Source organism: Carboxylicivirga litoralis, from assembly GCF_025499605.1.
In the GTDB taxonomy this organism is placed as follows: Bacteria; Bacteroidota; Bacteroidia; order Bacteroidales; family Marinilabiliaceae; genus Carboxylicivirga; species Carboxylicivirga litoralis.
Genome location: NZ_JAFMVC010000002.1, coordinates 395,309 through 410,204 on the forward strand (window position 1 = coordinate 395,309; position 14,896 = coordinate 410,204).

Annotated in this window: 15 protein-coding genes; 4 read left to right on the forward strand and 11 right to left on the reverse strand. The window is 38.5% G+C overall.

The features are described 5' to 3' along the window. Nucleotides 1–13 precede the first annotated feature (13 nt). The 10 genes from J1N10_RS03755 to J1N10_RS03800 form a co-directional block, all read right to left on the reverse strand. A complete protein-coding gene (locus J1N10_RS03755; protein WP_262325335.1) occupies nucleotides 14–1,246 on the reverse strand; it encodes a PP2C family protein-serine/threonine phosphatase in 1,233 nt (410 codons plus the stop codon). Between the two features lie 158 nt (nucleotides 1,247–1,404). Further along, nucleotides 1,405–1,971, reverse strand: a complete 567-nt coding sequence (gene efp / locus J1N10_RS03760; RefSeq protein WP_262325336.1) for an elongation factor P — start codon at nucleotides 1,969–1,971, stop codon at nucleotides 1,405–1,407. 111 nt (nucleotides 1,972–2,082) lie between these two features. Beyond that, nucleotides 2,083–2,892, reverse strand: coding sequence for a DUF3108 domain-containing protein (locus tag J1N10_RS03765; protein ID WP_262325337.1), 810 nt, complete (start codon nucleotides 2,890–2,892; stop codon nucleotides 2,083–2,085). 80 nt (nucleotides 2,893–2,972) lie between these two features. Beyond that, entirely contained in the window at nucleotides 2,973–3,674 is a 702-nt protein-coding gene (gene tsaB, locus J1N10_RS03770) for a tRNA (adenosine(37)-N6)-threonylcarbamoyltransferase complex dimerization subunit type 1 TsaB (RefSeq protein ID WP_262325338.1), read from the reverse strand. A gap of 222 nt (nucleotides 3,675–3,896) precedes the next feature. Then, entirely contained in the window at nucleotides 3,897–5,165 is a 1,269-nt protein-coding gene (locus tag J1N10_RS03775) for an efflux RND transporter periplasmic adaptor subunit (RefSeq protein ID WP_262325339.1), read from the reverse strand. 282 nt (nucleotides 5,166–5,447) lie between these two features. Next, nucleotides 5,448–6,800, reverse strand: coding sequence for a TolC family protein (locus tag J1N10_RS03780; protein WP_262325340.1), 1,353 nt, complete (start codon nucleotides 6,798–6,800; stop codon nucleotides 5,448–5,450). A 183-nt stretch (nucleotides 6,801–6,983) separates the two neighbouring features. After that, nucleotides 6,984–8,066, reverse strand: a complete 1,083-nt coding sequence (locus J1N10_RS03785; RefSeq protein ID WP_262325341.1) for an efflux RND transporter periplasmic adaptor subunit — start codon at nucleotides 8,064–8,066, stop codon at nucleotides 6,984–6,986. 40 nt (nucleotides 8,067–8,106) lie between these two features. Next, nucleotides 8,107–9,387: an ABC transporter permease gene (locus tag J1N10_RS03790; protein ID WP_262325342.1), complete on the reverse strand. Its 1,281-nt coding sequence runs from the start codon at nucleotides 9,385–9,387 to the stop codon at nucleotides 8,107–8,109. 18 nt (nucleotides 9,388–9,405) lie between these two features. Further along, nucleotides 9,406–10,659 carry an ABC transporter permease gene (locus J1N10_RS03795; protein WP_262325343.1) on the reverse strand — a complete coding sequence of 418 codons (1,254 nt, stop codon included), beginning with the start codon at nucleotides 10,657–10,659 and terminating at the stop codon, nucleotides 9,406–9,408. A gap of 12 nt (nucleotides 10,660–10,671) precedes the next feature. Next, nucleotides 10,672–11,400 (reverse strand): ABC transporter ATP-binding protein, encoded by a 729-nt coding sequence (locus tag J1N10_RS03800; protein ID WP_262325344.1) that lies wholly within the window; start codon nucleotides 11,398–11,400, stop codon nucleotides 10,672–10,674. A gap of 323 nt (nucleotides 11,401–11,723) precedes the next feature. Between J1N10_RS03800 and J1N10_RS03805 the strand changes: the two genes are divergently transcribed. From J1N10_RS03805 to J1N10_RS03820, 4 genes are read left to right on the forward strand one after another with little or no spacing between them, the layout of a single operon-like run. Beyond that, the gene (locus J1N10_RS03805) at nucleotides 11,724–12,272 is read left to right on the forward strand and encodes an RNA polymerase sigma factor (RefSeq protein ID WP_262325345.1); all 549 of its coding nucleotides are present in this window, start codon (nucleotides 11,724–11,726) and stop codon (nucleotides 12,270–12,272) included. Nucleotide 12,273: 1 nt separating this feature from the next. Further along, entirely contained in the window at nucleotides 12,274–12,819 is a 546-nt protein-coding gene (locus tag J1N10_RS03810) for a hypothetical protein (protein WP_262325346.1), read from the forward strand. Nucleotides 12,820–12,830: 11 nt separating this feature from the next. Then, complete coding sequence (locus J1N10_RS03815; RefSeq protein ID WP_262325347.1) at nucleotides 12,831–13,862, forward strand: hypothetical protein; 1,032 nt, start codon at nucleotides 12,831–12,833, stop codon at nucleotides 13,860–13,862. Next, entirely contained in the window at nucleotides 13,859–14,425 is a 567-nt protein-coding gene (locus J1N10_RS03820; RefSeq protein ID WP_262325348.1) for a peptidylprolyl isomerase, read from the forward strand. The genes J1N10_RS03815 and J1N10_RS03820 overlap by 4 nt, the downstream gene beginning before the upstream one ends. Nucleotides 14,426–14,713: 288 nt before the next feature. Here the strand turns inward: J1N10_RS03820 and J1N10_RS03825 are convergent. After that, nucleotides 14,714–14,896 (reverse strand): hypothetical protein (locus J1N10_RS03825; RefSeq protein ID WP_262325349.1); only part of this gene is annotated, 183 nt, incomplete at its 5' end.

Here is a 14,896-nt window from a genome sequence, read left to right on the forward strand (position 1 = left end):
AACAACCTTAATACTACTTAAACTCAAGGCCGATCAGTGAAATATCATCGAAGGCAGCACCTTCGTTTTCAATGCGATCAATAATTTTGCGAAGGCCTAAGAAATTGTGCTCCAAAGGATGGTTGTTGTTCATGATTTCTTCCACTTCTTCAGCTCCCGATTCTACCTGGTGCCCGTCGTCCAATTCAACTAAACCATCGGTAAAAGCCAATAGTTTTGACCCTTTAGGAATATGTACTTTTCCCACTTCAATAGAAGGTATAAAATCGAGCATGCCCAATCCAATGCAACCATCCTGAAGGTGTATCAGTTGCTGTTTACGAGCATCGTACAAAAGAGGAGGAAGGTGACCAGCATTCACATAGCTCAAGCGGCGTGTGATAAGGTTGTATCGGCCAATAAATAAGGTGATGAATTTCTCACTATTGGCACTTTCATTTACACGAGCATTTAACTGGTGAACCAGTTTTTTAAGATTGCAACTGTATGAAAATGAAGAGCGGATGACAGCCTGGAAATTAGACATAAGCATGGCTGCCGAAATACCTTTACCAGAAACATCGGCAATGCAAAAACCAATTTTATTGCGCGATAAACGAAAAACATCGTAATAATCACCACCAACACCCATGTGTGGTTGATAATAGGTATGGATATCGAGCTTGGAAGTCTTTGGTAATTGGTGTTTGCTGGGTACCAGTTGATTCTGGATGCGTGAAGCAAGCTCCATCTCCTTTTTAATCACCTCTTGTTCCAGTAATTCCTGCTGCATGCGTTTATTCTCAACAAACACAATGATCAGGTTAGAAATTATCTGAATGAGTTTAAGGTGCTTAATGGTTGGACTAATGCCTTGTTGTTCCTCTTCAATGTCACCAATCAACACATAACCAATGGCTTTATATCTGTGAAACAGCGGTATAACCGCATCAAACCCTTTTAAGTTGGGAGGGTGCGATAAAGTGATGCTTTCGATGGTTTCGTATTGCAAGAGGTCTTGCTCAACATCAATGCTGGCGGCCTCTTCATCAGTTACACCCGAGATAAGCAGATTTTTCCAAACATCGTTTGAAAAGGTGTAAACTAAAACTTTACCAACTTCAAGCTCTTCGCGTAGTAAAATTTCAAATTCTGAGAGTAGATCTTCAATACTATGGTCCTCATTAATAGTCTGCGCGATATCAAGGATAATATTTAATCTATCCTTGTATAAACGAAGCCTTTTCTTTTTCAATTGGGTAACCATAGAAGATAACTCTTTCCAACTAAGGTATTAAAAAAAACCTATAAAAGTCAGTATTTCTTGATGTCGGGTGTACTTAATAAATAAAAGCCCCTGCTATAAGTAGCCACTAAGTGTTTAGTTGCAAGCTTATAACAGGGAGATATTATTTAGAAATAAAATTACTTAACACGCTCGACATACGAGTTGTCAGAGGTATTAATTTTAATTTTATCACCAGTATTAATAAATAAAGGCACCATAATTTGAGCACCTGTAGTAACTGTAGCCGGTTTCAATGAGTTAGTTGATGAAGTATCACCTCTAACGCCAGGTTCTGTATATGTTACCTCAAATACTACGTTTGCAGGTAGGTTGACCATTAAAGGTGTTTCAGTATCGGCATGGTAAACTACTTCAACTTCCATTCCTTCGTTTAATAATGCAGTGTTATCAATCAAGCCTTCTTCGATAGGTACCTGCTCAAACGTTTCGGCGTTCATAAAATGATAACCCATATCATCTTTATAAAGGAATTGGTGTGGACGACGCTCTACACGTGCTTCGTTAACTTTTACACCTGCATTAAATGTATTTTCAATCACCTTACCGGTTGATACATTCTTAAGTTTTGTTCTTACAAACGCGGCTCCTTTTCCCGGCTTAACGTGCTGGAATTGTACAATGAAAAATAACTGTCCATTGTACTCAATGCACATACCGTTTCTAAAATCAGCTGTAGTTGCCATACTATTGAAATTGTGATTATTATTATCTTAAAAAACGCTGCAAAAATACACGAATTCGTGTAAAAAACGAATTGTATGACTTAAAAGCTGTCCATTTCAGTTATTTAGATGCTAATGTTGAACGCTACTGAATGGATGTTTTAGTCCTTTGAATTCGTATAGATTGCAGGTAAATGAACCAACAGCTAAATCAAAACGTACGCGCATAGGGATGCGATTTTTATCACGTGTAATCCATACATGCATATCATCTTCGGTTTTGAAAGACCTTCCAACCTCCGTTACGGGCGAAAACTTATAGCATTCAATTTTTCCGAAATCGGTTTTAATTACTTCGGTGCCCCGGTAACGGATCCGTAATGGAAAGTTTTCATCTGAGAAATAGGTCATGAATTCGATCACCTCACCAACCTCCAGTTGATCATTAAACTTATGGTTGCGAGCAAAATAAAAGGATGATAAAATATCCAGTATGCCCTCCTGAACTTGGTGTATACCTGATTTTTTCGAAAGTACTTGCGAAGAATCCCTAATGTATTCAACTTCGTTATAGTAGCGATATCTTCCTTCTCGAATGCTTCTTATGGCTTTTACGGGTTCGTTTGTTTCAATATCAATGAAGCTTTCGTAGCGGTCGCGTATTTTATACAGCACATCGGCTAAACCAACAGTTACCCCACGACCAATAACATGATGAACTGGGGTGCCATTGAATATGGAATCTTTTACTGTAAGAGTGGCTTTACCTCCAGTAACAATACCGTAATTCAAGGTGAAGACTAGCTTTTCTCCTCCCTGATAGGCCTGGTGAGAGGTTAAAGGGTATGGTGTAATAAATGCTGTATCTTTCTTCTCTTCCTGAGCTGCCATTATATTGCTGCAAAGAAGAAAACTGATCAGTATAATAGTAAGCTTTTGCATAAGCCTTGTTTTAGAGATTAAGTTAAGATTACTTACTCTATATGACAAACAAACGCTTAAAAATACTTATTGGTTTTCGGTTACAGCACTTTTTTCTTTGGTGTGGTCGCCACAAAATCTTTCAGGTAAAATGGTTCGAAATAGGCCACGTCTTCAAATTGCTTTTTGTTGTAGTAATTCTCAGCCAGTGGGGCCAGGTTTTTAGCTAATGGATGACAATCATCGACAAAAACAGCATTGTCATGTTTGATAACTTCTTTACACTTGTCGGCGCCATTTCCAAAGAAGATGACCTTGTTGCATTCCAGCCATTTTGAGAATGTTTCTTCATCAACAATCTTGGCAGAAATTTCTTCCTTTAAATTAAGTTGTGTATCAAAAATAGCGGTATACACTTCCATACGACGAGCATCCATTAGGGGACAAAAGACAACAGGTAAATCTGGTGAATTCCACTCCTTTATGCTCAAAGGTTGTGAGAGGATATGCATCGAATCGATGGCAATCAAGGGCTTATTGAGGGCATAGCAAATACCTTTGGCCGTTGAAACACCAATGCGGAGGCCGGTATAAGAACCAGGACCACTGCTTACGGCTACAGCATCTATATCTTTCATTTGTGGAGTAGAGTCTTGCGCAAACAGTTCTTCAATTAAAACTGTTAGGTTAGAGGCATGTGAATTAACCTGGAATAATTCTTTACATGCAACAACTTTTCCGTTCTCACTGTAGGCTACCGAACAAACGCCAGTAGATGTTTCAATACTCAATATCTTCGCCATATCCTTATTTTATGGCGCAAAAATAATAAATTGTTTTGAAGATAGTAATACTAATAAAATACGGATGTCATCTATTTCTCATTCTGAAATATAGATGACATCCGTTTCATAGACTTTAAAAATAAGCTGTCAGCTAATAGCCAATAGTTCATTTGTTAAAATGTAAATTACCTCCGGTCTTCCGTCTTCTGTCTCCGGTCTTCTATCTTCTACTTTCAATACTTAATCCTTCTTCTCCTCAAAGAGTTTATCAACTACCTGTACTGGACTTTCATTTTCTAGCTTACGCGAAATGGCCGAATAGGGACCACTAATAACTTCATCTTCTTCTGCTAAACCGTCCAAAATCTCAATGTATTTGGTGTTCTGTATGCCCGGTTTTACTTTCTTTTGAATGGCTTTCCCATCTTCGACTACAAATACCACCTCGATGCGATTGTCTTTATCTACATCAGCTTTAAGCGAATCTGTTTTTACCGAATCGGGGCGTGTAGTAACCGATTGTATAGGTATTGTTAGCGTATTGTAACAGGTGTTGGTTTGAATATCAACGGTAGCCGACATGCCCGGACGAAATGGGTAAATATTATCCACATCTTCCATGATTAGGTGCTTGTATGATTCAGGCAGAATTAAAACGCGAACTTCAAAATTGGTGATTTGGTCAGCACTGGTGCCTTGTGTTTTAGCCGAGTTGGCTATTTGGGTTACAACACCTTTAAACTGCTGTTTTAAATAGGCATCGACTTCAATTAAACAAGTGTCGTAATGACTTACGCGGATGATATCATTCTCGTTGACATCAACTAGCACTTCCATTTGGTGTAGGTTAGCTAAAGTCATCATTTCGGTACCTTCGAACTGGGCGGTTCCAACTACACGTTCTCCTTTTTCAACATTAAGACGAGAAATGGTTCCGTCCATCGGGGCATAGATAGTTGTTCGGTTCAGGTTGTCCTTGGCTTCTTTTAATGAAGCACGTGAGTTACGCAGTGCCGCTTTGGCCGATGCGCTATTGGCCTGGGCAATTTCATACTCCGATTCAATTTGTTCAAAATCTGACTGCGAAATGGTTTTATCCTCCCATAATTGCTTGTTACGTTCGTAGTTGAGTTCTTTTTGCTGAAGCTGAGCTTTAGCCTGTTGCAGGTTAGCCTCGGCCGATTTAACCGATGCTTCCATTTTTTCGTAATTACGCTCGTATATATCTGGTTGAATACGAGCTAATACCTGGCCGCTCTTAACTTCCTGACCTTCTTCCACTAAAAGCTCCAGTATTTCACCCGAAACATCGGAACTGATTTTGACTTCCACCATGGGTTTGATTTTACCATTGGCTGTGATGGCTTCGGTTAATGTGCGTAGCTGGGCTTTTTCAACCAGCACTTTTTCCTGGTACTCTTGTCCAATCCAGCCTTGTTTTTTACCAAGCACTAATACAATTAAAATAACAACAATTGCAACTATCGCAATAACAACAGGTCTCTTCATAGATTCAGTAATTTATCATGGCTAATTTAATAAATAAGTTGGTTAGTAATGCCGATTACGAATCAAAACGATGGATAAAAAAACAATCTGAGATTCTGTTTCGGTATTAACCTCCCGTTAATCGGGACAAGCTATAAAATAAGCAAAATGCCTTATCAATCATTTTGTTATTCATTTGTTATAAAGAGGCAGAAGTTTTGTCGAGAAAGAAAAAAACCGGATACTGAGTCAACAATATCCGGTGTATCAAAAAAATAAGGGTAAAAAGGGTATTATGAATCCTTATAGCTCAATTGGAATGCCTTTGTAGAAATCAAGAATCTTTGTTCTTAGGATATATTCGTACTTGGCTTGTAATAAGTCAGATTGCGCTCGTGTATAATCTGTTTTAGCTACATTGTAGTCAACTGAGTTAACGAGGCCAACGTTAAATTTCTTCTCTGTGTAACGGAATGATTCGGCAAATGAATTCACCGCTTCTTCACTTGAAAGGTATTTGTTATAAGAAGCAATAGCATCGGCATAAGCTTGTTGTATTTCTTTACGCAGGTTAAGTTTCTCGTTTTGAAGTTCGAAACTTGCGTCTTGATAGCCAATTTTTGCATTTTTAATAGCAGTTCTCGATTGCAATCCATTAAAAATTGGAATTCTTAATGAGATGCCGACATAACTATTTGAATTATCTTTAAACTGCTGTGAGAAATCAAAATCAGTTTGACTTTCAAGTTTAGTAACACTAGAGTTCCATCCTCCATTTAAATCAAGTGAGGGATACATTGAACCCTTTGCGATTTTTACATCATACTCGCTACTTTCAAGATTAAATTGAGAACTTTTTATCTCTGGCATAATATCTAAAGCTGCTTGATAGATTGATTGTGGCTGATCGGTTAAGAACTCTTGTAATTGAGGAATTTCTGGTTTCTGAATATCAAATTCAACAGGCTTTTCCAAATCAAGTAGCTGGGCAAGATTTAATAAAGAAATGCCTAAACTGTTTTCTTGCTGAGTAACATTAAGTGCTTCTTTTGCAGCTTGTGACTTAATCTCTAAATAGCTTCCCATGGCCTGACTGCCTGCATCAACTAACTTTTTTGTTCTTTCTGCTTGCAACATACTTGTTTCATATTGTTCTTTTGCAACGACTAAGAGCTCCTTGGCAAACAATACTTGTAAATATGCTGTTGTTATCTGTAATGTTATATCATTCTTTGTCTTTTCTAAATTTTGGAGAGATGCAGAGTATAGACTTCTTTGTTTCTTAACTTCATTCCTATTTGTTAATCCTTGTATAATCGGAACCTGAGTTGAAACGCCAAAATTACTTCTTTGTGTTGTTTCGTTGTTAAATGTATAATCATTTTGATCAAGAACGCGACCAAAGCCAAGGTTATAGCTTGAGCTGGCATTAAGATTTGGATATAAGTTTAAGCTTTTTTGTGTTTGCAGGTTCTTATTATATTCAGTGTTTAGTTTCTGTCGTTTTACAGTAATGTTATTTTCGTGAGCATACTCAATACACTCTTGCAGTGCCCACTGCTTCTTTTGGCCTTGCCATTCTATTTTCAAAGAATCCTGAGCTTGCATGTTGATTGCCATCAAACATAGGGTGGCAATAGCAATTATTGATTTCATCCGTATAATTTTTTTGATAGGTGTGAGCCTAAGTTTTCTCTTCTGGTTAATTTACCCGGTCGGTGCCGGGTATTTTAATTCTAAATGTATTAATAATTGTTTGAATTAATACAATACGCGTATATGTTGATTAACCAATCTGTGTAAATCCGCGTTATCTGCGGGGAATAAAACTAGTGCTAATTAACTTTTAGGAATCTTAATTTTGTCTTCTTTGCTGATTCCATCTGTAATTTCAATCTTAATGCCATCAGATAATCCTGTTGTAATCAGGCGCTTTTCAAATAATTGCTCGCCCGTTTGAATTTCAACAAATGCCGAATCGTTACTAAACGAAATAAGCTTCTCTTTAATGGCTAATACACTGTCGCGGCGATCCAATACAATATCGGCAGTGGCACTGTATCCGGCTCTTATAAATTGATTTTCTTTCAATGTAACAGCTGCTTTAATTTCAAACTGAATAGCGCCGTTTTCTTCTACGCCTTTGGGGGCAATTGATTCCAGTGTCGCATTGTATTCTTCATCTTCGATGGCTCCAATTGATAATAATAACGCCATGCCTTGCTTGATTTTACCCACTTCGGTCTCATCTACTTTTCCTTCAAAAACCATTTTGCCCATATCGGCCACCACAGCAATGGTAGTTCCATCATTGAAGGTATTACTTTTAATAACTGAATTACCTTCTTTAATAGGTACATCCAGAATCATACCGGTAATGGTAGAGCGAATTAAAGTATTGGTTTGTCCTTTGGCATTGTTGGTCACACCTTCTTTAATTAACTGTAGATTGTTTTCAGCAGCTAATTTATCAGCTTCGGCTGTTTCGTAGCGCAGTTGTTCTTCCAGGAATTCTGATTCAGGAATTACTCCAGTGTCGTACAATTCTTTCTTACGCTTGTACTCAATTTTGGCATTCTTAAAACTGATTTCGGCTCTTTTTAATTGAGCTTCAGCATTATTCACCTGAATCATCTCCGGGATAATTTGCACTTTAGCAATTAAGTCGCCTTTTTTTACTTCGTCACCCGCTTCAACATAAATCTCAGTAATAATACCACTTTCCTGAGGTTTGATGTCAATTTCTTTTCGTGGTACAACAGAACCGGTTGCAACAGTTTTCTTGATGATGTTGGTTACTTCAGCTGTTTCTGTTTCGTAAACGATAGGATCTTTCTTTGATTGGTTGTACAGATAAAATATTACCCAAGCAAATAATGCGAAAAATATAACGCCGCCTAATATTTTAAATATCTTCTTCATGAGTTTAGATTTTTTATAGTTTCTAGTATGTTCTTATTTTTTATTCGTGTCTAAGTGCTTCAATAGGTTTTATTCTGATGGCTTTCATAGCGGGGATAAAACCTGCTATGAGTCCAACCAGGATAAGCATAGCCAAAGCTGCTAATGCCAGTGGCAAACCTACTTCCGGATTAAGGAAAAAAGTTTCGTCATCGGGACTTGCATTGGCATGTGATGCATCAATGCCCATGTCAACCAGGAAGAGTACAACCGTTCCGAAAGCTAAGCCTATAAAACCGGCTATGGTGGTTAAGAATACCGATTCGGTTAAAATCTGACCGATGATTACTTTAGGACCTGCACCAATGGCCCGTTGAATACCTATTTCTTTGGTGCGTTCTTTGATGATAACCAGCATAATATTACTGATGCCAACAGCACCGGCAATAAGAGTACCAATTCCAACTACCCAAATAAGGATGTTGATGCCTAAGAATAAGTAGTTCATCGACTTGAGCATATCTTGTACGTCAAATTGGCCAATAGCCTCTTTATCATCTGGTGATATCTTATGGTTTTTTTGTAAAATTGGTTTTATGTCATCAATAACAGCACTCACCTTATGTCCTTTTTTAACGGTGATGCCAAAGAAATGCACCCGATCGCCATAGTTAAAGGTTTGCTGCATTGCGGTGAAAGGTAAATAAACTGTTTCCTTTTTATTATTACCAATGTTAATCTTAGGGTTATTGGATTTCATGACGCCAACCACCATGAAATACACACCATTTACTCGTAAGTACTGGCCAACCGGGTCTTCACCTTCATCAAACATTACCTCGTAAACCTTCTCCCCAATCATGCAAACCTTGCGTTTGAATCGGATGTCTTCTTCATTGATAAAACGTCCCCAGGGCATGGTACATGGGTCTATTTTTCGATAAGCCGGGTAATCACCCATCACATTAAAGGCGGCAGAACGTTTGCCACGCACGATGTTTTCACCATTTCGCAGGTTCCATCCTTGCAATCGAGGCGATATAACATCAACACCTTTAACTTCGTCATGAATTTGGATGATGTCATCGTTGTCAATTGACCAACCTCTGCCTCGTTTAAAACCTTCATAGGCAATGGTCGTATTTTCGGCCCACATAAAAGCACTGTTGGTAGCAAAATCTTTGAAGCCATCGTAAACGCCGTTTTGAAGACCATTACCCGAGCCTGTCATTACAACCAGCATAAAAATGGCCCAAAACACACCAAAAGCGGTGAGTATGCTTCGTAATTTATTCTTTTTAATGGCATTAAATATTTCTTGCCATCTATCTCTGTCAAACATAGGAATTGGGGTTAATGGTTATTCATCATGTAATGCTTCAATTGGTCGAATGGCCGATGCGCGTCGTGCCGGAATATAGCCTGCAACCAAACCGGCTGTTACGAGTACAATCAGTGCCCAGACTGCAACTCCAAGATCGGCAGACGGATTAAAGAAGATGCGTTCAACCTCCTGGTTGTCGGCTGAAATCATATTGATAACAGCTGCAGCACCGGCCAGTAGCCCCATTCCTGCTACCATGCCAAAGAATCCGGCAAGGCTGGTAATTAATACCGACTCTGATAAAACCAGGCGGATGATAGAGAAAGGTGAAGCTCCAATTGCTTTGCGAATGCCAATTTCCTTGGTCCGTTCTTTAACAAGGATAATCATAATGTTACTGACACCTACTATGCCGGCTATGATGGTCATAATACCAATCACCCACACAAACATGCGGATGCCGGCAAATACACCTTGAGCCTGTTTGAAGTTCTCCAGTGTGTTCCAAATGCCAATGGCTTGTTTATCTTCGGGTGCTACATGATGTCGCTTGGCCAGTAATTGTCTAACCTCTTCTTCAATGCGTTTGTTTTCAGCCACCGTCATGGCGTTGGTGGCAATGGCCATCTCGTTTAAGCGGTTATTACCATTAAAAACACGTTGTGTAGTGGTTAGAGGCAGGTAAATTTGTTTGTCTTCCCGGTCTTCGGGGTTGACAAAAACACCGACTACTTTAAAAGGAACGCCACCAATTCGAATATATTTACCCATTGGATCTTCATCATCTTTAAATAAAGCTTCCTCAACAGGCTTTGAAATGATGGCACATTTTCGGAACTGCTCCACATCAAACTTGTTGATGTAACGTCCTTTTACCATGTCAACAATCTGAATTTTTTTAAACTCAGGCATAACACCTTCAGTTTGGAAATTACCAAATTCAGTTTTATAAGTCACATCGTTGTTGCCCCAAATATGAAAACGACCGGAGAAGTTATCCATGTCATCTTCAAATTTACGCTGAATAGCCACTGCATCCTGGTCATTAAAACGAATCCGTCGTCCGGCTTTTAGTCCATCATGAGCGACTTGCGTGCGGCGACTCCAAATCCAAAGTGCATTTTTTGATGTGCCTCTAAAGTTGTTCTCCATACCGTTTTGCAGTCCTTTACCTGAACCTAACAGAATAAGCAGCATGAAAATTCCCCACGCAACACTAAAACCGGTCATAATCGCTCTTAGCTTATTTTGCCTAAGGGTAGCAATTATCTCTTGAAAATAATCTATCATGATTAATCAGGGTTATGAGTTTGCATAAATGGTTTGTCCGCTTGCCGCTGTTAGGGAACTTGCCTCATTGTTTTCAATTAATCCGTCTTTAAGGCGGATAACACGCTGAGTCATATCAGCAATGTCATTTTCGTGTGTCACAATGATGACGGTAATGCCCGAATCATTCACCTCTTTAAGGATATCCATTACTTCGTATGATGTTTGCGTATCAAGTGCACCTGTGGGCTCATCAGCTAGTATAACTTTAGGCTCCGAAATTAACGAACGGGCGATGGCGATACGTTGCTTTTGGCCACCAGATAGTTCACTAGGAGTGTGGTTCCACCATTCTTTCAAGCCTAAACGGTCGAGGAGTTCCAATGCTTTTGCATTTCTTTTCTTACGACTAACACCTTGGTAGTAGAGTGGTAAGGCTACATTTTCCATGGCATTTTTAAACGAAATAAGGTTGAACGATTGAAAGATAAAACCGATGTATTTGTTTCTGAATGCAGCAGCTTTTCGTTCATTCATTTTTCTGATGAGGATGTTGTTCAGGTAATATTCACCTTCATCATAGTTGTCAAGAATGCCCAAAATGTTTAAAAGGGTGGACTTGCCAGAGCCGGATGAGCCCATGATGGACACCATCTCGCCTTGTTGAATATCAATATCCAGGCCTTTAAGTACATGTAATGAATTGCTTCCGGTTACATACGATTTGTGAAGTTGATTCACGCGAATAATGCTTTGGCTCATAATATTTTCTTCTTAGATATATCGAATCTTATGGGTTCAAAATAGGTTAACAATACTCGTGCCGACGGCGTGAAGTATCATAAAATCAGCTTTATATGTTGTTATATTTTGTTCTGGTATCTAATTATGCCTAATTTATACTGAAATATTGTTCGCTTTCGAACATGTGATTTTTGTCAGGCTTTGTAAATAGGACGATTGAGAGGGGTGGTTGGTTACACTGTTCGTAGTGTGCGTATTCGAACAGTTGGGCGAAAATGCTTTTTCCTTGTTTAATCATTCGACCAAACACTAACTTTATCGTATCACATGTAAACGAATTAATGAAAACAATTTCGGACGACATATTAATTAGCAGAAGTCAATCGGGTAATCAAATGGCCTTTGGTGTATTAGTAGAACGCTATTCGAATTTTTGCTATTCGATTGTTTTCCGAATCGTTGGAAATGAAGCTGAAACAGAGGATGTGGTGCAGGAAGCTTTTATTTTGGCCTGGAAAAAAGTAAAACATTTTAATAGTAAAAGAGGAAAGTTTACAACATGGCTTTATACAATAGCAACCCACCTGGCGATTGATGCGCTTCGTAAACAACGTAAGCGAGTAATGCTAGTACTGGAAACGGAAAATGAAATCCAGGCAGATGATGCTTTAGCTCAACTGTATAATAGAGACCTGGAAGCTCAGCTTAAACAAGCGATGAAGTCATTAACGGTGCTTCAGAAAGCTGTTTTTGTTTTGCGCGAGATTGAAGAAATAGATGTTGCGGAGGTGGCGGTTATAACCGGATTATCGCCAAAGCAAATTAAGGATAATTTATACGTTGCACGAAAAAAAGTGAGAGAGCAAATCCCAAAAGTAATAAGCATCTAATATGGAAGAAGATATTTATAAACAACTGCTTGCCAAAGCAAGACGAGACAAGCCTCGGCTGAGAGATGTTCAAAGTTTTAAAACTAAAGTTTTAAATGAAATTGATACGGAAAGGTCACGGGGTGGTTTATTACAATTCATAAGAGTGGCTGCTAGTATTGTTCTACTTTTTAGTTTAGGCGCTTATGTTTGGATGGAGGTTTATACCTGGGAGAATCGTCTGGCGATTGAACAGCGTACAACTCCAGTAAGTATGATACATAAATCGGACTGGCAATGCAGAAAAGCAGTTAATGAATTGATGGCATCCCTTTTTGAAACGAGTGCCCTTGTTCGCCATAATGATGGTGTATATATAAATAAGGGGAGCATAGAGCTCCTTGAATTCGAAAATTCAGAGCTGTTTATTGTCATGCAAACTGTTTTAGGTCATATAGAGCAATATTCGCCATCTGATTTTAAAGTTTATCAATCAGGTGAAGATATTCGGCTGAATGCCTGGCAGCTACGTCATGAATACAGTGTCTGCGAAATGCTAACTAAATAAACTATAAAACGATGAAAGCAAATTGGATGTTATTAATACTGCTGTTCATCTTGTCAGCATGTGGTGATTTGACCTATAGATATTATACCCGGATTAATGCAGATGGAACAGTTTTTAAGCGAATTACTGCCGAAGGTGATTCGTCTAGTGTTTATGGTCAACCTTTTTCATTTGATATAAATGAAGGATGGAATCTTAAATATGATAAAAAGATAGATAAAGAAAATGGAGATACCTTGTTTTTGGCTATTGCAGAGAAGACTTTTGAATCAATTGAAGCAGTTAATTTTGCACTTCATTTAAAAAATGATTCTGCCTCCAAGGATAATGTTCATGCTGAATTGACAAGTAGGTTTGCGTGGTTCTTTACTTTTCATGAATATACGGAAACATACCTTCAGCGATTTCCTTTTCATCATTATTCAATTGATGATTACCTATCCAATGAAGAATATGCTTATTTTTTCCTTGATGATACTTCGTGTGTAGAGACGATGAGTAAGGAAGAGACTAAGGTTTTTGACCAGAAAGGCGAGTTAAAGTTCTGGAAGTATATGTCTGCCTCATTAGGGGCAGAGTATATTCGGCTGTTAGATGAATATGCTTCCGTGAATGGACAAGACAGGCTGGACAGAGCAGACTCCTTATTTATAATGCAGGTTTTTGAGTCGTCAATAGATGATGGTCCTGAATTAGAAGAGATTTGTTTACTTATGGATCAGCGGCTTGGTGTTGAATGGGTAAGTGAGGCTTTTTGTAATGAGTATTTTGCCAGGTTTGAAAAACAAATTGAAGATGAGGTACTGTTCATGAATGAAACAGACTACTTTGCAGATGTGGAAGTGCCTGGTTGGATATATAGTACTAATGCAACATCGATTAATAATAGAATTGCGAAATGGCATTTTAAGCGGGGGAGTTTTGCGTACAAAGACTTTGTTTTAAGCTTAAGGTATCGAACCATTAATTACTGGGCATTTATTGTAGTTGGTGTTCTCGTTATTATATTAGTATCATCATTTTTATTAAAACGAAGATCATGAAAAATATACTGTTGGCACTTTTCGTGTTGCTAATAATGGGCTGTAGTTCTAATCCACGGGTAGAAATTAAAACGTCAGAAGGACTTATTATGGTTGAGCTTTTTGAGAAGAATGCTCCAATCACTGTTTCTAATTTTCTTCAGTTGGTGGATGAAAAGCAATACGATGGTTCTGTTTTCTACAGAGTTGTGACTTTGACCAATCAAGAGCATAACTCAGTTAAGATTGAAGTGATACAAGGAGGATTATTTCATGATGATTTGGTTGAGGCTTTGAAACCCATTTCTCATGAGACAACAGATAAAACGAATGTTCGGCATATAGATGGAACGATAAGCATGGCGCGTTTAGAGCCAGGGACAGCTTCGTCTGAGTTCTTTATTTGTATTGGAGAACAGCCTGAATTGGATTATGGAGGTAAACGTAATCCAGATGGTCAAGGATTTGCTGCCTTTGGAAGGGTTGTTAAAGGAATGGATGTTGTTAAACGGATACATACTTTAGAAAATACGAACCAACTGTTGGACGCCAAAGTGAAGATTGAAAGCATAAGCCGGATTTGATTGATGTATTTGCTCTAAACGATTTCAAGGCTCCGACCCGGGAGCCTTTTTCATACTCATTCTTTCATCTCAGCATTCTCCCCTCCAAGTTTCAACCCCACACTTCCACCACATTTAATACATATTTAAGTCGTATTAAACTCACTCACAATCGAATTTACTATGAGTTTACTTCGAGTTTAGTATGACTTTACTATGAGTTTGCTCTTGTTCAAGTACGATTCAGCTCCTACGCAGTGGCCTATTTCACCACCAAACAACAAGTCGTCAATTTTCTTCAAAAAATAATTACGTCTCAATCGTCATCAAATCAACCCCTAAGCTACAGCGCTTCAAAAAGGCCGTAAAAAACTTTGCTTTGACATTTGGAGATATAAAAAATACTCCCTTATTTTGCACCCGCTTTTGAGAACAACGGTTCATCTGAAAAGCAAGGGTGGTAAGGGTTTCGGCGCTTATTGTTACGTAATG